Annotated in this window: 21 protein-coding genes; 9 read left to right on the top strand and 12 right to left on the bottom strand. The window is 61.1% G+C overall.

The features are described from left to right. Nucleotides 1-8: 8 nt before the first annotated feature. From K3728_01380 to K3728_01405, 6 genes are all read right to left on the bottom strand, one after another. Nucleotides 9-878, bottom strand: a complete 870-nt coding sequence (locus tag K3728_01380) for a DMT family transporter (GenBank protein UWQ95924.1) — start codon at nucleotides 876-878, stop codon at nucleotides 9-11. Between the two features lie 73 nt (nucleotides 879-951). After that, complete coding sequence (locus tag K3728_01385; GenBank protein UWQ95925.1) at nucleotides 952-1,242, bottom strand: HU family DNA-binding protein; 291 nt, start codon at nucleotides 1,240-1,242, stop codon at nucleotides 952-954. Nucleotides 1,243-1,378: 136 nt separating this feature from the next. Continuing rightward, nucleotides 1,379-2,863 (bottom strand): AMP nucleosidase, encoded by a 1,485-nt coding sequence (locus K3728_01390; protein ID UWQ95926.1) that lies wholly within the window; start codon nucleotides 2,861-2,863, stop codon nucleotides 1,379-1,381. 28 nt (nucleotides 2,864-2,891) lie between these two features. Beyond that, nucleotides 2,892-4,694: an adenine deaminase gene (locus tag K3728_01395; protein ID UWQ95927.1), complete on the bottom strand. Its 1,803-nt coding sequence runs from the start codon at nucleotides 4,692-4,694 to the stop codon at nucleotides 2,892-2,894. Between the two features lie 60 nt (nucleotides 4,695-4,754). Continuing rightward, a complete protein-coding gene (locus tag K3728_01400) occupies nucleotides 4,755-4,985 on the bottom strand; it encodes a hypothetical protein (protein UWQ95928.1) in 231 nt (76 codons plus the stop codon). Further along, nucleotides 4,982-5,680 (bottom strand): HAD family hydrolase, encoded by a 699-nt coding sequence (locus K3728_01405; protein UWQ95929.1) that lies wholly within the window; start codon nucleotides 5,678-5,680, stop codon nucleotides 4,982-4,984. Before K3728_01405 ends, K3728_01400 begins: the two co-directional genes overlap by 4 nt. Nucleotides 5,681-5,774: 94 nt before the next feature. Here K3728_01405 and msrA point away from each other — a divergent pair, with 94 nt between their 5' ends. Continuing rightward, nucleotides 5,775-6,455: a peptide-methionine (S)-S-oxide reductase MsrA gene (gene msrA, locus K3728_01410; protein ID UWQ95930.1), complete on the top strand. Its 681-nt coding sequence runs from the start codon at nucleotides 5,775-5,777 to the stop codon at nucleotides 6,453-6,455. A gap of 54 nt (nucleotides 6,456-6,509) precedes the next feature. Here the strand turns inward: msrA and K3728_01415 are convergent, their stop codons facing one another. Further along, nucleotides 6,510-6,797, bottom strand: coding sequence for a YggT family protein (locus tag K3728_01415; protein UWQ95931.1), 288 nt, complete (start codon nucleotides 6,795-6,797; stop codon nucleotides 6,510-6,512). 140 nt (nucleotides 6,798-6,937) lie between these two features. Between K3728_01415 and K3728_01420 the strand changes: the two genes are divergently transcribed. The 4 genes from K3728_01420 to K3728_01435 are packed head-to-tail and all read left to right on the top strand — an operon-like array spanning nucleotide 6,938 to nucleotide 10,664. Next, a complete protein-coding gene (locus K3728_01420) occupies nucleotides 6,938-7,468 on the top strand; it encodes an acyl-CoA thioesterase (protein ID UWQ95932.1) in 531 nt (176 codons plus the stop codon). A gap of 51 nt (nucleotides 7,469-7,519) precedes the next feature. Beyond that, on the top strand, nucleotides 7,520-8,881 hold the full coding sequence (locus tag K3728_01425; protein UWQ95933.1) for an MFS transporter: 1,362 nt from the start codon (nucleotides 7,520-7,522) through the stop codon (nucleotides 8,879-8,881). Nucleotides 8,882-8,898: 17 nt separating this feature from the next. Continuing rightward, nucleotides 8,899-9,798: a penicillin-insensitive murein endopeptidase gene (gene mepA / locus K3728_01430; protein UWQ95934.1), complete on the top strand. Its 900-nt coding sequence runs from the start codon at nucleotides 8,899-8,901 to the stop codon at nucleotides 9,796-9,798. Continuing rightward, nucleotides 9,771-10,664, top strand: a complete 894-nt coding sequence (locus tag K3728_01435; protein UWQ95935.1) for an esterase-like activity of phytase family protein — start codon at nucleotides 9,771-9,773, stop codon at nucleotides 10,662-10,664. Before mepA ends, K3728_01435 begins: the two co-directional genes overlap by 28 nt. Here K3728_01435 and K3728_01440 read toward each other — a convergent pair. Next, a complete protein-coding gene (locus K3728_01440) occupies nucleotides 10,661-11,500 on the bottom strand; it encodes a TIGR00730 family Rossman fold protein (GenBank protein UWQ95936.1) in 840 nt (279 codons plus the stop codon). The two genes, K3728_01435 and K3728_01440, sit on opposite strands and share 4 nt — an antisense overlap. Nucleotides 11,501-11,692: 192 nt before the next feature. Here K3728_01440 and K3728_01445 point away from each other — a divergent pair, with 192 nt between their 5' ends. Continuing rightward, nucleotides 11,693-12,400: a 1-acyl-sn-glycerol-3-phosphate acyltransferase gene (locus K3728_01445; GenBank protein ID UWQ95937.1), complete on the top strand. Its 708-nt coding sequence runs from the start codon at nucleotides 11,693-11,695 to the stop codon at nucleotides 12,398-12,400. A gap of 57 nt (nucleotides 12,401-12,457) precedes the next feature. Here K3728_01445 and K3728_01450 read toward each other — a convergent pair whose 3' ends face one another. Beyond that, the gene (locus tag K3728_01450; protein ID UWQ95938.1) at nucleotides 12,458-12,898 is read right to left on the bottom strand and encodes a hypothetical protein; all 441 of its coding nucleotides are present in this window, start codon (nucleotides 12,896-12,898) and stop codon (nucleotides 12,458-12,460) included. A gap of 42 nt (nucleotides 12,899-12,940) precedes the next feature. Next, entirely contained in the window at nucleotides 12,941-13,348 is a 408-nt protein-coding gene (locus K3728_01455) for a hypothetical protein (GenBank protein ID UWQ95939.1), read from the bottom strand. Nucleotides 13,349-13,489: 141 nt separating this feature from the next. Between K3728_01455 and dapD the strand changes: the two genes are divergently transcribed. Continuing rightward, a complete protein-coding gene (dapD, locus tag K3728_01460) occupies nucleotides 13,490-14,329 on the top strand; it encodes a 2,3,4,5-tetrahydropyridine-2,6-dicarboxylate N-succinyltransferase (GenBank protein ID UWQ95940.1) in 840 nt (279 codons plus the stop codon). Nucleotides 14,330-14,551: 222 nt separating this feature from the next. Further along, nucleotides 14,552-14,923, top strand: coding sequence for a hypothetical protein (locus tag K3728_01465; protein ID UWQ95941.1), 372 nt, complete (start codon nucleotides 14,552-14,554; stop codon nucleotides 14,921-14,923). 19 nt (nucleotides 14,924-14,942) lie between these two features. On the opposite strand, the gene K3728_01470 is transcribed toward K3728_01465, so the two are convergent. Both K3728_01470 and K3728_01475 read right to left on the bottom strand, forming a co-directional pair. Next, complete coding sequence (locus K3728_01470; protein UWQ95942.1) at nucleotides 14,943-15,911, bottom strand: Hint domain-containing protein; 969 nt, start codon at nucleotides 15,909-15,911, stop codon at nucleotides 14,943-14,945. 91 nt (nucleotides 15,912-16,002) lie between these two features. Next, nucleotides 16,003-17,580, bottom strand: coding sequence for a choice-of-anchor L domain-containing protein (locus tag K3728_01475; protein UWQ95943.1), 1,578 nt, complete (start codon nucleotides 17,578-17,580; stop codon nucleotides 16,003-16,005). 296 nt (nucleotides 17,581-17,876) lie between these two features. On the opposite strand from K3728_01475, the gene dapE reads away from it, so the two are divergent. Next, the gene (dapE, locus tag K3728_01480; protein UWQ95944.1) at nucleotides 17,877-19,043 is read left to right on the top strand and encodes a succinyl-diaminopimelate desuccinylase; all 1,167 of its coding nucleotides are present in this window, start codon (nucleotides 17,877-17,879) and stop codon (nucleotides 19,041-19,043) included. The last annotated feature ends 74 nt before the right edge of the window (nucleotides 19,044-19,117 follow it).

Here is a 19,117-nt window from a genome sequence, read left to right on the forward strand (position 1 = left end):
CGCGCGGCTTAGCCTTTGATACGGGATCGTTGCACCGCCAAGATGCCCCCCGCGATGATGGCCACGCCAAGGGCGTCGGTCCAGCTAAGCTGCTCGGACAGGAAGGCAAAGGCGATGGCGACGCCGAAGACGGGGTTCAGAAAGTGATACGTCGCTGCCCGCGTCGCGCCGATCCGCCCCACCAACAAGAACCAGATCAGTGTCGCCGCAAGGCCGGGCATCAGCGTGGTATAGATGAAGGCTAGGATGAAGGGACGGGTCCAATCTACGGTTAACGTCTCGAATGCCATGGCGGGTAGCAGAAGTGCGGCCGAGCCCACGATCATTTGCAGCCCCACGATCATCAGCAGATTGCCCCCTTCGGACGAGGCGCTTTTTACCGTCAGCGTCGCGGCCGCCAGCGCCACTGCGCCGATCAGGCAAAGGGCAATGCCATAAGGGTCCGCACCGCCGCTAAAGCGTTGCGCCATGATGATGGCAACCCCGGCAAAGCCTGCCACCATCCCAAGGATACCCAAGGCGGGAAGGCGATCTTTGAAGATCGTCCAGTTTGCGAGGGCCACCAGCAGCGGCATGGTCGAGGCGATGATCGCCGCAAGGGACGCCTCAATCGTTTGCATGGCCACAAAGTTTAGGCCCAGATAGATCGCATTCTGACACAGGCCGAAGATGATGACCGCCCGCCATTGGTTGCGGGTCAGGTTGAAGCGTTGGCCCAAAGCAAGCGCAATGCTGATGCCGATCACCCCGGAAACAAGGAACCGTGCAGATAGCGAATAGAGCGGCGGCGCGGCCTCTACGATGATGCGGGCAGAGGTAAAAGCTGATGACCAAATCAGGGCGAATGTTAGCCCCATAAGTACCGCGCGCACGTCCATCGAATGTCCCTTCAAAGAAAAAGGGCCGCACCCTTCGGCGCGACCCTTTCACGTCTTCAAGTGGACAGCAATATTAGCCGTTCACGGAATCTTTCAGCGCCTTGGCGATGGTGACTTTCACCTGCTTGTCGGCCTCTTTTTTGATCTGCTCGCCCGTGGCGGGGTTGCGAACCATGCGCTCTGGACGCTCACGGCAGTATACTTTGCCGATGCCAGGAAGGGTCACGGCGCCGCCGTTTGCCACTTCTTTGGTGATCACGGACGTTACTGCGTCGAGTGCTGCACCAGCGGCTTTCTTGTCGCCGCCCATTTCCTCGGCCAGTGCGGCAACGAGTTGTGTCTTAGTCATGGGTTTAGTTGCCATGTGCTTATTCTCCTGCTGTCTATCCCCCGAGCCCTAGGGCCGGTTGGCGCGAAACTAACCGTATTTTGTGGGGCCACACAACGGACCAAAGCCATGTTTTGTTGAAAAACATGGCCTAAAGGGCGTTTTTCTTTGGTCAGAGGAACGCCGTCTCCTGAAAAGAGCGTAATTTCCGGCTGTGAAGACGCGCCAAAGGCATGTCTCGCAGGTGTTCCATGGCGCGAATTCCGATCTGCAAATGCCGGGCGACTTGGTCTTTGTAGAAGTCCGAGGCCATGCCGGGCAGCTTCAGCTCTCCGTGCAGGGGCTTGTCGGACACACACAAAAGCGTGCCGTAGGGGACGCGGAAGCGGAAGCCATTGGCTGCAATCGTGGCGCTTTCCATATCCAAGGCGACGGCGCGCGATTGCGACAGGCGCTGCACTGGACCCGATTGATCGCGCAGTTCCCAGTTGCGGTTGTCAAAGCTGGCGACCGTGCCGGTGCGCATGATGCGCTTCAGCTCGAACCCTTCCAGCGCGGTCACGTCAGCCACTGCGGTTTCCAGCGCCACCTGAATTTCGGCAAGGGCCGGGACAGGCACCCAGATCGGCAGATCATCATCCAGCACTTTATCTTCGCGCAGATATGCATGGGCGAGCACGAAATCCCCCAAGCTCTGGGAATTGCGAAGGCCCGCGCAATGGCCCACCATCAGCCACGCATGGGGGCGCAGCACCGCGATGTGGTCCGTCGCCGTTTTCGCGTTCGACGGGCCGACGCCAATGTTGACCAAGGTAATCCCCGAGCCGTCTTCGCGCACCAGATGATAGGTCGGCATCTGCGGCATCTTCGCGGGCTGTGCGATGGGTGTTTTCGCGTCGGTGATGATCGTGTTCCCGGTGGCGACAAAGCTGGTGTAGCCGCTGTCGGGGTCATCCAGCTGCGCACGGGCGTAGGCCTCGAACTCGTCCACGTAGAACTGGTAGTTGGTGAACAGAACGTGGTTCTGGAAGTGGCTGGGGTCGGTGGCGGTGTAATGGGCCAACCGCGCAAGGGAATAGTCGATGCGCTGCGCCGTGAAGGGCGCCAATGGCCAAGCGCCGTCTTCAAAGGTGAAGCCGAACCCGTTGACGATATCGTCGTTGGTCGTGGCCAGATCGGGCACATCAAAGACATCGCGCAGAACGAAGTTGCCCGCCCCTTCTTGCGGCACGGTGATCGAAGTATCTTGCGCCACGGCAAAGTGGACAGGCATCGGCGTCATGGATGGGCCGACATAGATGCTGACGCCATGGTTCTTCAGCAGCAGGTCAATCTGTTGGGTCAGGTAATTCTCGAACAGATCGGGGCGGGTGATTGTCGTGGCATAGGTGCCGGGCTCGGACACATGGCCAAAGGACAGGCGGCTATCGACGGCGGCAAAGGATGTCGTGCGCAGGCGGATCTCGGGGTAATAGGCCCGAAACCGCGTGCCCTCAGTCGCGCCCTTACTAAGCGTCTCGGTAAAGTGGTCACACAGAAAGCGCGTGGCTTCATTATACAGCGCCTGCACCTGCGCCACGGCTGCGGCGGCATCGGCGTAGGCCTGAGGCTCCCCATGGTCAGGGGTTTCAATATGGAGCGGAGGGTGGGTTGTCATAAGGTCTCGATCATAAATCAGGCCGGCGTCACTTTACGATGACATCGGTAAGTTGGAAGGTGCGCACGTCCACAAGGCCAAGGTCGGAAATCCGCAGTTCAGGGATCACTACAAGGGCCAGAAGGGAGTGCTGCATATAGGCGTTGTTCAAAGTGCAGCCTGCGGCCGTCATGGCATCGACAAGCTCGGTGACATTGGCCGCCACCTCGGCGGCGGGGCGGTCGGACATCAGGCCCGCAATGGGCAATTCCACCAGCGCCTTTTCTTCACCGTCCTGCCATAGGGTAACGCCGCCGCCGACCTCACCCAGGCGCATGGCGGCTTTCGCCATCATCTCGCGGTCGGTGCCGACAACAATCATATGGTGACTATCGTGCGCCACGGTAGAGGCCATCGCCATTCCGGGCCCGTAACCGAAACCGCTGACAAAGGCGTTGGTGACTTGGCCCGTGGCCCGGTGGCGCTCCACAAGCGAGATTTGGGCGACGCCGCCTTTTTCAGATTGGGCAGGCTCGACGATGCCTTTGCGCACGGGAAGGTCCAGTTGCAGCGCCTTGGTGGGGGCTTGGTTTTCGACCACCCCAATGACGTTGGCGGTGACTTGGTCGCCGTCTGCGCGGATTTCAAAGTCCACCGCCGTCAGGGTTTTGCCAAGGTTGACCGATTGGCGCGTATCTTCGGGCCAGTCGAGATGCGGGCAATCGGCAAGGCATGTGCCGCCCTCGGCCACTTTCACACCGCGCCCATAAACGGCGTCGATGGGTAGGGTGTTCAGATCACTGGTCACGATCATATCGGCACGGCGGCCCGGCGCGATCTGGCCGATCTCGCGCTCTAGGCCGAAGTGGGTGGCGGTGTTGATCGTCGCCATTTGCAGCGCGATCAGCGGGTCACAACCACAGTCGATCGCGTGCCGCACGGCACGGTTCATGTGGCCGTCTTCCACCAGCGTTTTGGCAAAGCAATCGTCGGTGCAGATGATCATGTTGCGCGGATCAAGGCCGCGCTCGGTGATGGCGGTGATTTGGGACTCAATATCATACCAGGCCGAGCCAAGGCGGATCATCGACCGCATCCCCTGGCGCATCCGGGCCACGGCGTCTTTTTCACAGGTGCCCTCATGTTCATCGGCTGGGCCGCCGGCGACATAGGCGTGGAAGGCGGGGCCGAGATCAGGAGAGGCATAATGCCCGCCCACGGTCTTGCCCGCCGCTTGGGTGGCGGCGATCTCTGCCAGCATTTGTTGCGAGCCGTTGATGACGCCGGGGAAGTTCATCATCTCGCCCAGTCCAACGATGCCGGGCCATTGCATGGCCGCGGTGACATCATCTGGGCCGATCTCAAACCCGGTGGTCTCCAACCCCGGCGCGGAAGGCGCACAGGAGGGCATCTGAGTGAACACGTTAATCGGCTGCATCAGCGCTTCGTCATGCATCAGGCGCACACCACGCAGGCCGAAGACGTTGGCGATTTCATGGGGGTCGGTGAACATCGACGTGGTGCCGTGGGGAATGACGGCACGGGAGAATTCAGCCGGGGTCAGCATCCCTGATTCGATGTGCATGTGTCCGTCACAGAGGCCGGGGATCAGGTAGCGGCCAGACAGCTCCTCCACTGTCGTGTCCTCGCCGATGCAATGGCTGGCGTCGGGACCGACATAGGCGAAGCGCCCGTGCTTAATGGCGACTTGCCAACCGTCCATGACCTCACGGGTTTGGACGAGAACGACACGGGTGTCGCGAAGGACCAGATCAGCGGCAGCACGGCCAGCGGCGACGGCAACGAGGTCGCTTGCGACGTCTTGCCAAGAGGGAAAGGGGGTATGTTCCATGTCCCAATTTTGCAGAGCCGAAGGGTCGCTGCAAGTGACGTTTTAATGAAGTCTACCCGGCTAGAATTGCGCTGCAATCACGCCGAACGCCAAAGTGTATCCGACGATCAGCACCAAAAGCGGCCAGTGCTGTGCAAGTACGGCTTTGCGCATCCACCAGCGTGACCGGCGGTTCGCTTTTTCGATGTCGCGGGGCGCGCTTCGCCCTCGGTCGGTCAAGGTGTAGCCCCAAGCGATCAGCAAAGCCCCAGCGATGAAGCCTGTGGCAAGCAGGATTTCTGTGAGTGTCATGGCCGCAGGCGGCGCGCATACATAGAGTCATAGATCGGCAGCGCCTCTGCCAGCAGGTCTTGGTGACGTGGTGCGACCTCGGGTAATGGACCCTCTGCTGCCGCGAAGCCCGTGGATTTATGGACGGCGTCGTACCAATGGGGGGCCCAGGCACCGTCGTAGGATTTGGGGCCTTTGGACCAGGAAAGCATGGCGGGGTCGAAGGGCAGGTTGATGGCGGCGCATAGCGTGCGCAGCATGGCCTCGGGGTTGGTACGGATATCGGCACTGTCGACGATGGGGCCGGGAAGGGCCGCGTGGATGCGTTCTGCCTGAGCAAAGCCGATATCGTCCAGCGTGATGGCGACGTCGTTTTTGACGGCGTAGCTGGCGATCACTCGGGCCGGGTGACGCAGAAGGTGGACGTTGGCGCAGTCCTCGGCCCAATCCAGCGGGAACGCGGGCAGCATGTGGTGGGCCATGACCTTGAGGTATTGCACCGGCTTGGCCGGGGTTGAGAGGGCCTTAACCACCTCGGCAGGGTCGGTGGGTTGGCTGGAGAGGATGGCGTCCTGCATCGGATGTTCCACGCCCGATTGCGCCAAATAGGCGGCGTAGAAGGGTTCATCCACTGCAACGCAATCAGCCCGATTGCCAAAGGCGTAAAGCATCGCCGTTGATAGGTTTCGCGGGCCGGACCACATGGCGATACGCATAGACACCTCCGTTCATTTCCGCGTGAGATCACACCCCTCGGGCTTGCAATGCAAGAGCACTTTGAGGAGCCTTGGATAAGAAACGGAGGTTCCCATGCCCAGAAGCCCAATCCACGATAGCATCAAGCCCGTCGCCTTGGCCCTTGCGATCCTTGCGGGGGCGGTTTTGCACGGCGGTCGCGCCCATGCCGAAGATATCCGCACCACGGTTGTGGCGGGAGGGTGCTTTTGGTGTGTCGAAAGCGATTTTGAGGGTGTGAACGGCGTGATCGAGGTTGTGTCCGGTTTCTCGGGCGGCAGCGTGGCGAACCCGTCGTATCGTGAAGTGGTGAGCGGCGGCACGGGCCATCTGGAGGTCGCGCAGATCACCTATGACGCCGATGTGTTGCCCTATGCGGGGCTGTTGCGGTTGTTCCTACGCTCCATTGATCCGCTGGACGCGGGCGGGCAGTTCTGCGACCGGGGCCACAGTTATACGACCGCGATTTTCGTAGATAACGCGCAGGAGCGGGATATCGCCCGTGGCGCGGTCATGGAGGCCGAGGGCAGTCTGGGCCAAAGCATCGTGACCCCGATCCTTGACGCCGCGCCGTTCTACGCGGCGGAGGATTACCATCAGGATTACTACCGCTCGGAAGCCTTGGTTCTGACGCGTTTTGGTCCGCGCCGGAAGTCGGTGGCGTATGAGCTGTATCGCGCCGCCTGCGGGCGCGATCAGCGGGTGCTGGATGTCTGGGGATCAGAAGCGGCCTTTGCGGCGGCGCATCTGAATTGATCTACCATTGATATACCCGCCAAGGCGCGCCGGGTGCCCGGGCCGAGGCCCGGTCTACAGGAAGAAGGCTACGTTATTGCGCAGAATGATCTCTAGCGCATAGAGCCCGAGGATCACCACCAGAGGCGCAAGATCAAGCCCGCCCATGTTCGGCAGGAAGCGCCGGATCGGGTCGTAGATCGGTTGCAGCAGGCGGTTCAGCCCGTCCCAAATCTGCGCCACGATGGGTTGGTGCATGTTCAATACGCCGAAGTTAATCAGCCAAGACATGATGATATGGGCGATCACGATGAATTTCACGACGCCGATCAAAAGCAGCAGGATCTGAAACAAAGAGGTCATGGGCAAAGGTTCCGCGTTCGTGTTGGTTGCTTGCCAAATAGGGGTGCGGGTCTTTGGCTGCAAGCGGCGATGCGGCGCGGCACGGGTTTTGACGTAGCGATGCCCTTGCGCTTGGCAGCGGTTAGCGCGAAGGAACGGGCATGTATCCATTCCTCAGACTTGGCAGCATTATGCTGCGCGAAAGCCGTCTTCCCTCGATCGGGATTTACGACACGCATAAGATGTCGATGACCTGCTTACCCGTTGATATTGATGGGTTTATGGAGATGAACAACGGCCGTATCCTGACCCTTTTTGATCTGGGGCGGTTTGCTTTGTCGATCCGCATCGGGCTGATGGATGTCTTGAAAGAGCAGAAGTGGGGCCTTGTGGTTGCGGGCTCTACCGTGCGCTATCGGTCACGGATCACGCCGCTTCAGAAATTCGAGATGCGGACGCGGTTTCTGGGATGGGATGAGAGGTTTTTCTATCTGGAACAAGCGATGTGGCGCGGCGATACCTGTTGTAACCACGCGTTGCTGCGCACCGGTGTGACGGCCAAGGGACGGTTGGCACCGGTGGATGATGTGGCCAAGGCGTTGGGCATCGAGGGCGAAAGCCGCCCGCTTCCGCCATGGGCCACCGCTTGGGCTGAGGCGGACAAGACACGGATCTGGCCGCCAGAGTTCTAGGCACACGCTTGGCGATGGACAAACGCTGCCCGGCACAGGACAGTGCGAGGCATGAATATGACCGCTCCCTCCTCTGAAACTGCCTCCGGCCTGCGCAAACGTATTGTGGGGTGGTGGGCGTTTGACTGGGCAAGTCAGCCGTATAACACGTTGCTGCTGACCTTCATTTTCGGCCCCTATGTGAACGAGCTTCTGGGCGACGGCACGCAGGCGCAGACGGCTTGGGGTTATGGCGTCGGCATGGCTGGCTTCCTGATCGCGATTTCCGCGCCTTTCCTTGGCGCGATGGCCGACCTTTCGGGGCGGCGGATGCCGTTTATCTGGCTGTTTTCCGTGATGTATTTCGTCGGCGCTTATGGCTTGTGGTGGGCCGCGCCGGGGGATTTCAACCTGTTAGTCACGCTGATCTTCTTCGCGATTGGCCTGATCGGGATGGAGTTCGCGACGATCTTCACCAATGCGATGCTACCCAGCCTTGGCCTAAAGGAAGACATCGGGCGGATATCGGGCTCGGGCTTTGCTTGGGGCTATGTCGGCGGGCTGGTGGCCCTTGTCCTGATGCTGTTTTTCTTTGCCGAAAGCGCCGAGACGGGGACAACCCTGCTGGGGATCGAGCCGATCCTGGGCCTTGATGCCGAGGCAAGGGAAGGCACGCGGGCCGTTGGCCCTTTGACCGCAATCTGGTTTGCCATTGGCATGATCCCCTTCTTTATGTGGGTGCGTGACACGCCGCTTCCCGGTGCGGTGCCGATGGGGCAAGCCCTGCGCGGGGCGATGCCTGCGCTGATAAAGACCCTGCGCCGCTTGCCGTCCGAGAAGCCCCTGCTGGCTTACCTGGTCTCGTCCATGTTCTACCGCGACGCGCTGAACGGGATGTATGTGTTTGGCGGTATCTATGCCTCGGGCGTGTTGGGGTGGAGCGTCGTGGACGTTGGTATTTTCGGTATCCTCGCCATTCTGACGGGGGCGTTCTTTTCGTGGCTCGGCGGGCGGGCGGACGGGCGCTTTGGGCCGAAACCGGTGATTGTGGTCAACGTCCTGCTCCTCAGCTTTGTCGCGTTGGCCGTGGTTTTCATTAGCCGCGAAAGCGTTCTGGGCGTGCCGGTGGCCGAAGGATCCGCGCTGCCCGATATCGCCTTCTACATCCTTGGCGCTTTCATCGGCGCTTGCGGGGGCGCGTTGCAGTCATCGTCGCGGACGATGCTGGTGCGTCAAGCCTACCCGGATCGCATGACCGAGGCGTTTGGTCTTTATGCGCTGGCCGGTAAGGCGACCTCTTTCATCGCGCCTTTGTCGATCGGTTTTGTCACGCAAATGTCGGGAAGCCAGCAGGTCGGGGTTGTGCCGCTGGTTGTTTTGTTCACGATTGGTCTGATCCTGCTGTATTTTGTGGATCCAGAAGGCCGAAATTGAATTGAGGAGATTTCGCTATGAAACGCATCTTCCCCTTCGCGCTGATGTTCTTGGCCGCCTGCGGCGCAGGTGGTCCTTCGGTGCAACTGGACGCGACCCAGTCGCGCAGTGAGGCGCGGCAGTATTTTGGCGCCGAAACCAGCGGTTCGGGCGGGGCCAGCGAGTCGATCGGGTTTTACTCCAATGGCTGTCTTGCTGGGGGCCAGCAACTGCCTGAATCGGGCCCGACGTGGCAGTCCATGCGTCTGTCGCGGAACCGTAACTGGGGCCATTCCGAGCTGATTGATTATATCGAAACCCTGACCGCCAATGTCGCACGCAATACGGCGTGGGAGGGGCTCTATGTAGGCGATATGGCGCAACCGCGTGGCGGGCCGATGCTAACAGGCCACGCCAGCCATCAAAGCGGTATCGACGCGGATTTCTGGATGCTACCGGCGACGGATCTGACCCTGACGAGGGAGGAGCGGGAAAACCTGTCCTCTATCTCGGTTCGGGCGGAACGCGGCGCATCGGTGAATGGCAACTGGACGGCGGATCACGCCGAGGTGTTGCGCCTTGCCGCCACCGACCCCCGCGTTGCGCGTATTTTCGTGACCACGGGCGTAAAGGTTTGGCTGTGCGAGAACGTTACCGGTGACCGTAGCTGGCTGTCGCACATCCGCCCTGCCACCGGGCATCACTACCATTTCCATGTGCGCCTTCAGTGCCCTGACGGGGACCGCAACTGCCAGAACCAGGCCTTGCCCCAAGGCGATGGCTGCCAGGAGGCCTATGACCGGGCCGAGCGTATCAGGAACCCGCCGCCTCCCGGCCCGCCTAACAATGACCCGCCCCCCGCCAGCCCGCCCTCGGGGATGCGTGTGGCCCTTGGGAACATGCCAAACCAATGCGCTGCAATTCTCAGCGGGTTCTGATCGCCGCCTTTGCTGCGTTCTTGCACCTGTCTCCGGTCTCCGCGCAGGCGGAGTTTCGGGGTGAGGTGCATCTTGAAGCGACGGCAGAGGCGTCCCGATTTGGGGGGCTATCCGCTATTGAGATGGCAGAGGAAGGCGCCACCGCATTGGTGCTTTCCGACAGGGGGACGTTGTTCGATCTGTCCCTGACGCGCGACGCCGGGGCGATCACCGATGTGACCGCGTGCTGCGGCGCACGGATCACGTGGGACGAAGGTGTTCACCTCAGCACTGCGCAGCGCGACAGCGAAGGTTTGGCGATCTTGCCAAGTGGTGAGGTTGTGATCTCGTTCGAAGGGCAGGGTTACGCCCGCCTTGCCGTGCATGGTCGCGACGGGGCGCAAACCCGTGCTTTCCCCGAAGTGCCCGGCGTGGCCGCCTTGCCCCGCAATGGCGCGTTTGAAGGCGTTGCCGCCGATGCGCAGGGGCGGCTTTATACCCTGCCCGAGGCGATGCCCGGCCAAGGTCCCATTCCCCTGCTACGGCTCGACCGGGGCAGGTGGAGCCTTTTTGCCGAATTGCCGCGATCATCGGGTTGGTCCCCCGTGGCCCTCGATTTCGACGACCGGGGGCGTCTTTACCTGCTAGAGCGCCGCGTAGTGGTGCCGTTCGGCCTTTCGTCCCGGCTGACGCGCTTTGACGTTGCCGCGCGCGGGCTGTCAGGGGGGGAGGTTCTGTTACACAGCCCCACCGGACGCCATGGCAATCTGGAAGGGCTGAGCGTTTGGCGCGATGGGCAAGGGCAGCTTGTCGCCACCATGGTCAGTGACGACAACTTTCTGGCCGTGCTGAACACGACCTTGGTGGAATATACCCTGCCGGATTAACGGCCCGGGATCTCTCCGCGTTTGCCCGACAGCGTCCAGCCGTCGATCACGTCCAGCGCGTCTTGGGCGGTTTCCACAAAGCGGAACAGGTTCAGGTCATCGGCCGAAATCGTGCCCGCCCGGACCAGTGCGTCCCAGTTGATGATCTCGCGCCAGAAGTCTTCTCCGAACAGCAGGACCGGGACTTGCTCCATCCGGCCCGTCTGGATCAGGGTCAGCGCCTCGAATGTTTCATCCATGGTGCCGAAACCGCCGGGGAAGACGGCAATCGCCTTGGCCCGCATCAGGAAGTGCATCTTGCGGATCGCGAAGTAGTGGAAGTTGAAGCACAGTTCCGGCGTGACGTAGTGGTTGGGCTCTTGTTCGTGGGGCAGCACGATGTTGAGCCCGATGGACTTGCCGCCTGCCTCCATCGCGCCACGGTTGCCGGCCTCCATCACACCGGGGCCGCCACCGGTCACCACGACGTTCTCGGTGCAATCGCTGGCTAAGGAGCGTTCGGTAATCACACGAGCAAACTCTTGCGCTTCTTCATAGTATTTTGACATGTCGCGCAGGGTGTCACTGCGGGCACCTTCGCGGTCTGCGGGGCGGGGAATGCGGGCGCCGCCAAACAGAACGATTGTGGATTTGATCCCGTGGGCGTCAAGGCCAAGCTCTGGCTTCAGCAGTTCCAATTGCAGGCGCACGGGACGCAGTTCATCGCGGCACAGAAAATCCTCATCGGCGAAGGCCAACCGATAGGCGGGCGATTGCGCCTGCGGTGTGTCCGGTAGTTTCTGGGTGTCTGCGCGATCTTGATGGGCATCGCGGAGGGGGTGGCGTTCGTTTGTCATGTTGGGGTGTCCCGAAAAGTCCTGTTTGCGGTACTCTATGGCAGAAGTCGCCCAAGCTGAATCACAATCGCGGACCTGAAGAGAGGACGCCTGCAGAAACCATCGCTTTGCGCCAGCTATGGTTTCCCGTAGTTGAGAGGCAGGGGCGAGCCTTTAACCTTGGGCGACGCGATCTGGCATCTGGATGGTTTGATGACAGCATTTCTACGGCTATTGGATGCGACCGTCGGGCGCGTGATCCGGCACTTTTTCTTCATATGTTTGCGGACATATTTCGGCCTGTTCTACAACGTTTCCTGCTCGAACAAACACCTGTTGCAGACGATGTCCCATGGGTTGATCCTTGCCACCCATGTCACCCGGCTGGATGGGCCGATGGTGGCCTCGGTCCTGTATCCGACACGGCGGGTTCTTCCGGCTGTGCATTACAACGAATATTACCACCCGGCGCAGTTCTTCGTCTTGATGCCTTCGGGGTGCATTCCGCTGTCCTCTCCGAAAAGCTGGCCCGCGCCACGTCGCGCCGCGCGGAAAGTCTGGGCGCGTGACAAGCTGATCAACACGATCAACCGCGGCAAGTTCGTGCTGCTGTTTCCCGGTGGTCAGGCCAAGCGCCAGCCCCGCGAAATCATCCAGCCGCACTTTAGTGGTGCCTACGACACCCTTCGCGCCGTGCCCGATTGCCCGGTGGCGATCCTGCGCATCCAAGGGCTCAGCAAATACGACAAGCCTATCTATGATCGGTTTTGGAGCTTTCTGGGGATCAGGAAAGGGCGGCGGCACGTCACCATCACGATCGAGCGGCTGGACAAGCCCCTTGATACCAGCATCAGCCTAGAAGACTTCAACCGCGATCTGGAGGAGCGCTTCAACGCGCCCCCCCATTGGCCTGCGACCTGACCGGGCGCACAGGTTCTGCCAGCGGGCCATGGCATCGGCCCGAGGGCAGGGTCGCTTTTATTCGATTACCCAGACGTCAGGGCTTGTCGGCCCGTTGATGTAGTGCAGCAGCTGGTTTCCATTGATCACCGCGTTGCCGCAGAAGGGTTCCGACACTTCGACACCGATGCAAAAGACATTGCCGCGTGCGGACCATGTTCCGTTCACGTCGTAGTAATCGCCAGGTCCACTGTAGAAGCGCCCCGCTACCCGACCACCTGGCAGCAACCTATGGGACTCCTGGTAGCGGGTGATTTGCTGACCGGAAAGGAATTGCTGCAAGGACGCGCCGCCCGGCCCCGGCCCCGTTGGGCGCGTAGGTGCGGTGGAGCCGCCAGAGCCGCCGCCGGTAAGGAATGGTCCGGGGCCGATGGCTTCAGGCGGCACAGTGTCGAGGACGACACAGGCAGAAAGGGACAAGGCCAAAAGAGCCGCAGCGCAGAGTTTTACAAATTTCATCGGGCAATCATCCTTGAAGTTGCGGTCACGAAGCTACTCACCTCATTGAACGGCGTAGGCTTCCATTTCCTGCCGTTGCGACGCGTCGAAAAGTGACAGGTAATCACCGTCATAGCGGATCGGAATGCAGGCGCCTCGGGCATAGGCCGCGACCGGGCCGGTAAAGCACATGGTCGCTGTGTCGATCGGCGCGCGCCATGTGCCATAGGCCTGCCCTCCGTTCCGAAGCCCGACAGTGTAGGAGCCATCGCTCCACAAGTTCAGAGTTTCGCCCGTGCGAATGTTCACAAACGCGCGCCCCCCAAGTTGGCTGGCAAGGGTCACGGAAGGGGCGACGGTTGGAACGCCATTGACGCTTGGCCCGGTGACAGGCAGCGGATCTACGATAACACAGGCGGAAACTGACAGGGCAGCGAGAGCGGTGCCAATAGCGGTAAGCTTTAGGGTCATGAAGGAAACTCATTTCTTTTGTGATGGGGTCAGCTTGCAAATCAAACTGACCTTTCGTCAAGCTTCGTCCATCCGGCGCACATGGACAGGCACTGCCTACGCGGCTATAGCGCTGCAAACCTGCACATAAGGAGTGTCCCAATGTCCGGCACCGCGTCCAACGCCCAACTCGAAACCGCCATCGAAGCCGCCTGGGAGGTCCGTGACACGATCACGCCCGCCACCACAGGCGAAACCCGTGACGCCATCGAAAGCACGCTTGCCGCGCTGGACGGCGGCACCCTGCGCGTGGCCGAGAAACAAGACAGCGGCGACTGGCATGTAAACCAATGGGCAAAAAAGGCCGTTCTTCTGGGCTTCCGTCTGAAAGATATGGAAATGCAGTCCGGCTCCGCCCAAGGCGGCAGCTGGTGGGATAAAGTCGATAGCAAATGGGCCAACTGGGACGAAGGCGACTGGACCCAAGCCGGCTTCCGTGCCGTGCCGAATTGCGTTGTCCGTAAATCCGCCTATATCGCGCCCGGCGTGGTGCTGATGCCGTCGTTCGTGAACCTCGGTGCCTATGTGGACACGGGCACGATGGTCGATACCTGGGCCACCGTCGGCTCCTGTGCGCAAATCGGCAAGAACGTCCACCTGTCGGGGGGCGTCGGTATCGGCGGCGTGCTCGAACCCATGCAGGCCGGCCCCACAATCATCGAAGACAATTGCTTCATCGGCGCGCGCTCCGAGGTCGTCGAAGGCTGCATCGTGCGCGAAGGCTCTGTCCTCGGCATGGGCGTTTTCATCGGCCAGTCCACCAAGATTGTGGACCGTGAAACCGGCGAAGTGATGTACGGCGAAGTTCCCTCGGGCTCCGTGGTTGTCGCAGGCACCATGCCGTCGAAAAACGGCGTGAACCTCTACTGCGCCGTGATCGTAAAACGCGTGGATGAAAAGACCCGCTCCAAAACCTCGATCAACGAACTCCTGCGGGACTAATTCCCCCTCGGCATCGCGCTTCGGCCTCCCTTCATCTTGGCCTTACAACTCCCGGGGGTTTGGGGGGCTGGCCCCCCAAGCTAATTAGGCGTGGTTGGGGGGGCGTCGCTGCCTGCATGCTGGGTGCCGCCCTGCGGATACTGCGTGGGCGTTAGCTGAAAACGCAGCACGCGCCCCATTGGCAGACTTGACAGGAGCCGCTTTTCTCCGCACTTCGCCCCCATGTCAGAGAACGATCAAAAGAAACCGAAAAAGCCAAAAGCCATCCACCAGGTGTTCACCTTGCTTGTGGAAGTTGGCCGTAAGGAAAACGACGGCTTGCCCAAGAAAGCGACCGGCGCGGGGCTTTTGTGCTTTGCATCCGGCGTGGATGAGGCGGAAGCCGTCCGTGAAACAGTAGCCGTACTCAAGCAAGCCGACCTCGCGCCGTTAGACGTGACGGGCTACGGCTCCTTGGCAGAGCGCGAAGCGCAAGGCGATGAGATCAACGATGAAGAACGGGAATTGATGGAACGGGCGCGGACGGAAAACTCTGTCGTCGTGGTTCAGATGACACCGTTTTTCGGCGACGGTCCCGACCCGGCAAACGCCTGAGCCCTATGCGGCGCACCTCCTAGGCCGCTCGGGCGTGGGCGGAAACCAGGGCGCGGGCCGCGGCGCGATCCAGAAGCGGCAGGGACGGTGTGGTGTCCGCATCGATAGGGCAGGCCGATTGACTGATCTGCTGGTCGCCCGATGCCATGACATCGCCCAGATGCGCCGTTTCAATCGGAGAGTTCTCGACCCGTATGCAGGCCGGATCATCCAGCATCATATGATAGAAAATCCGCATCGGCTTGGATCGGTCCCGAACCACGGCGCGGCCCGTGGCCATATCGGCGGCATTGGCCAGAACGGCTTCTGTCCCGCACAGATAATCCACAACCGGCCCGGTCTGAAGCAGGCGGGTTTGCGGCGTCACCAACAGATCCCGGACCAAGCCGAAGTAGGGCGCACGCAGGCAAATGGGGGCGGTGCGCCCAAGGCATAGGCGCGGACGCGCCTCGATCCAGCGCAGAGGGTGGGGCGTGCCATCTGCGTCCAGCAACGCGTCGCCGGGGCGCAGGGCATCAATCGGGCGGGGGCCTTCGATCGTGGACACCAAGGCACCGCTTTCCACGCCCGGCAAATCTGCCGCCGTCACAGCGCTAGAGGCGACGGCAGCCACATGGGCGACTGAAAGAAACCCTTCTGCCCTTGGCAACGCATCGGCCAAAGTTGCTTGCTTCTGCAAGCCCGAGCGCTGGGATTGCACGGTGTCTTGGTCGTAATTCGTGACCTCCAACACATCGGACCGCCCTTCAGAGCAGGCGATATAACGCAGGCCCAAGGTCTCTCCGGCGCGCAGGGTGGCGGGGGCTGTGCAAAGGTCAATCTCGCCGTGCAGCAAACGCACCGCCCCATCGGGCATCAGATAGATGGAAATCGCATCATGGCCCTCAGACGCGCCCTGCCACAGTCGCAAGGGAATATCGCGGGCCACCCCGCGGCCCCGACGGGGCGCGGGTCTGCGTGGGCCAATCAACTCTAGCCAAAGGGTCATCGCCCGCAGGGGTGTGTGGCACGCTGTCGGCGGGGACCGATGCGCGCGCCGATTGCTCCATATGGCTTGCCACGTCATCCTAATCCCCGCCCTACGCCAGCATCGCGCGGGCTTCAAAACCGCGAAGGGGCAGGCGGGCGGCGGGGCCGTAGCCGTCCATGGTTTCGGGGTCAATCTCGGGGAATAGGGACAGAACCTCATCCTGAACCTCGGCATCCAGATCGTTCAGGACTGTGGGACCGGGCAGGAAGCTTTCCGTCGCCAGCCCTTCCGAGAAAACAATCTGGTGTTGGTCAAACAGCAGGTGGAAATAGTCCACCTCTCCGCCCGTCAGTACCCGGACCGAGCAATCGTTGACCAGATCTTTTGCAGCGACCAGAACCTCATCCTCGCCAAACATCAGTTCGGCCATCCAATGGGTCAGCATGATCCGATGCTGCGGCGACACCACAAGGCGGCGATGCATCCCAAAGGTGCCCGCTTCAATCGCCACCGGGGCAAAGCGCCCCTCTGCCGCGACGGTCCGCGATCCAATCCAGCGGATCGGTTGCAGGCCATTGTCGCGGGTCTCGATTAAGTCCCCTGCCTCAAGATCCTCAACAGCCTTCTCGCCGTCTTGGGTCAGGATCATGGTGCCGCGCACAAAGCAGGGGATCGCCGTGACAGTGACAAAGGCGGTATCCGTAATGCCCGTGCCATCATCGGCAGTATAGGTGAAGTTGATTGTCTCGTTCGCCGTCAGGCCAATTTGGCTGGCTGGCGGGTCGATCTCTAGGTCACCGGTCAGGGTCAGGGTAACCACGGTGCCATCAGCAAGGGTCACGCTGTCCCCGGGATCAACCTCGACCCCGTTGATGTGCGTCACGAAAGCGATGCCGCCGGACGTGGGGTCATTGGCCAACACGTCCAATACGGTGGTGACCCCTTCGTAATGGGTCACCGAGTCGGCGCCGGCAATGAATTCCCCTTGGATCGAGTTGGCCGCGATCAACACGCTCGAGTCGTAAGAGCTGTCTCCGACATCGGCGATACCGATTTTGATGTCGTTGGGTTGGCCATTGTTGACAGGCATCACCAGCGTCAGGGTCACCGTGAAGCCGTCCATCTCGGTGTTGTAGTCGTCGTTGGTGTTGTCGTTGAACAACGTAGCGTTGGCCTGGCTGTTGACCGAGTTGATCTGCGTCACGTTTACAATCGGGGATGTGACGAGGTTGCCGTTGACCCAAACGCCCACGATGTCGTTGTAGATCGAGCCGGTGTATTCCGGGTATTCTTCCGACGCGAAGGTGAACTGCATGGTCACGAAATCGGTCGTAGGGGTGAAGTTCACCTCTAGAAAGCTTGCATCGTAGGTGTTGGTGCCCGCAGCTGCGTTGAAGTCCGAATCGTTGTCACGGCCCCAGAACGTGTTGGTCGACGTGCTGCCGGATCGGTTAGGGTCGCCACCCGACTGCGTTATATCGCTGGCGCGGCCCGTGGACAGGATCACGCCTGTATCCGAGGGCGTGACGCCGGGGGCGACACTGTCACCGTCCGTATAAATGCCTGAAGATTGGCTCCAGCCCGTATAAACCGCGCTGTTCACCGTCGTTCCGGGGCCAAAAATCGTTGTAGCCATCTGGAACGCCGAGGCGTTTTCATTGATCGGTAGTTCGTCGCCCGTCGCCATGGTCTGCCGTTACCCATTCGGGCCGAGGTCGGGCATTGCACATCACACGCACAGCGGTTGCGACCGGGGCCATGCCCCAGCGATCCATATGCTGATTACTCGTTACACTGCTCGATGCGGCGCTCATTTTTGGCGTCCGCTGCCTGCCTCGGCGTATTATTTATTGCCAAAAGGTTAACACGCGCTCGGCGAATTGCTCCAAGAAACTGCGTACTTAAGCCATCATCCCGCCGCATTGTGGTCCTTTGGCCACGCCGATAGGATGGCGACACAACATCCTGTATCCCGAGGTTTCCATGTCACAAGCTGCCGCATTGGCCCCCGTTGATCCTGTCGCACTGACGGCGGATCTGATCCGCTGCAACTCTGTGACGCCGCTGGAAGGCGGCGCTCTCGTCCTGCTGGAACGGCTGTTGTCCGAGGCGGGTTTCACCTGCACCCGGGTCGATCGCAACGGCATCGCCAACCTCTATGCCCGCTGGGGCACACGGGGCAACGGTAAGGCGTTTGGCTTCAACGGCCATACCGATGTGGTTCCCGTCGGCGATGAAGCCGCGTGGAGCTTCCCCCCCTTCGGCGCAGAGGTGGACGGAGAATGGATGTACGGACGAGGTGCCACCGACATGAAGTCTGGCGTCGCCGCTTTCGCTGCCGCCGCGATTGATTTCGTGCGCGAAACACCCCCCGACGGCGCGATCGTTTTGGCGATCACCGGCGATGAGGAAGGTGAATCTACCGACGGCACCATCGCCCTTCTGGATTGGATGGAGGAGGTCGGCGAACGCATCGACGTGTGTATCGTGGGCGAACCGACTTGCCCCGCGGAAATGGGCGACATGATGAAAATCGGCCGCCGTGGTGCCCTGACAGCGTTCTTCGAAGTGATTGGCAAGCAAGGCCACTCTGCCTACTTGCACAAAGTCATCAACCCTCTGCCCGCCGTGGCGCTTCTGGGCCACCGCCTCTCGACCCATGTGCTGGATGAGGGTACCGACCATTTTGATCCCACCACCTGCGCGATCACCACCATCGACACCGGCAACCCCGCCAACAACGTGATCCCCGCCCGCACCAAAATGACCGTGAACCTGCGCTTTAACGACACCCATACCGGCGCCAGCCTGACCGAATGGCTCCGCGCCGAAGCCGACCGCGTCGCCGAGGAGACCGGCACCCAGATCACCATGACCACCAAGCTCAGCGGCGAATCCTTCCTCACCCCTCCCGGTGACCTCTCCACTCTCGTGGGCAAAGCGGTAGAGGCCGAAACCGGCCGCACCCCGACCCTCTCCACCACCGGCGGGACCTCGGACGCTCGCTTCGTGAAGAACCACTGCCCCGTGGTCGAGTTTGGCCTCGTCGGCCACCGAATGCACCAGGTGGATGAACGCGTCCGCATCCGCGATATCGAGGTCCTCAAACGGGTCTACTCCCGTGTCCTCACCGATTACTTCGCCGACTAGTGCCACCGCCCTGTGCCCCCCGCGCAGGGCGCCCGCTCTCCCCCGCACCAACCGCGCCAATTCCGCGCTCCGCT

The organism is Rhodobacteraceae bacterium M385, from assembly GCA_025141835.1.
Lineage (GTDB): Bacteria > Pseudomonadota > Alphaproteobacteria > Rhodobacterales > Rhodobacteraceae > Gymnodinialimonas.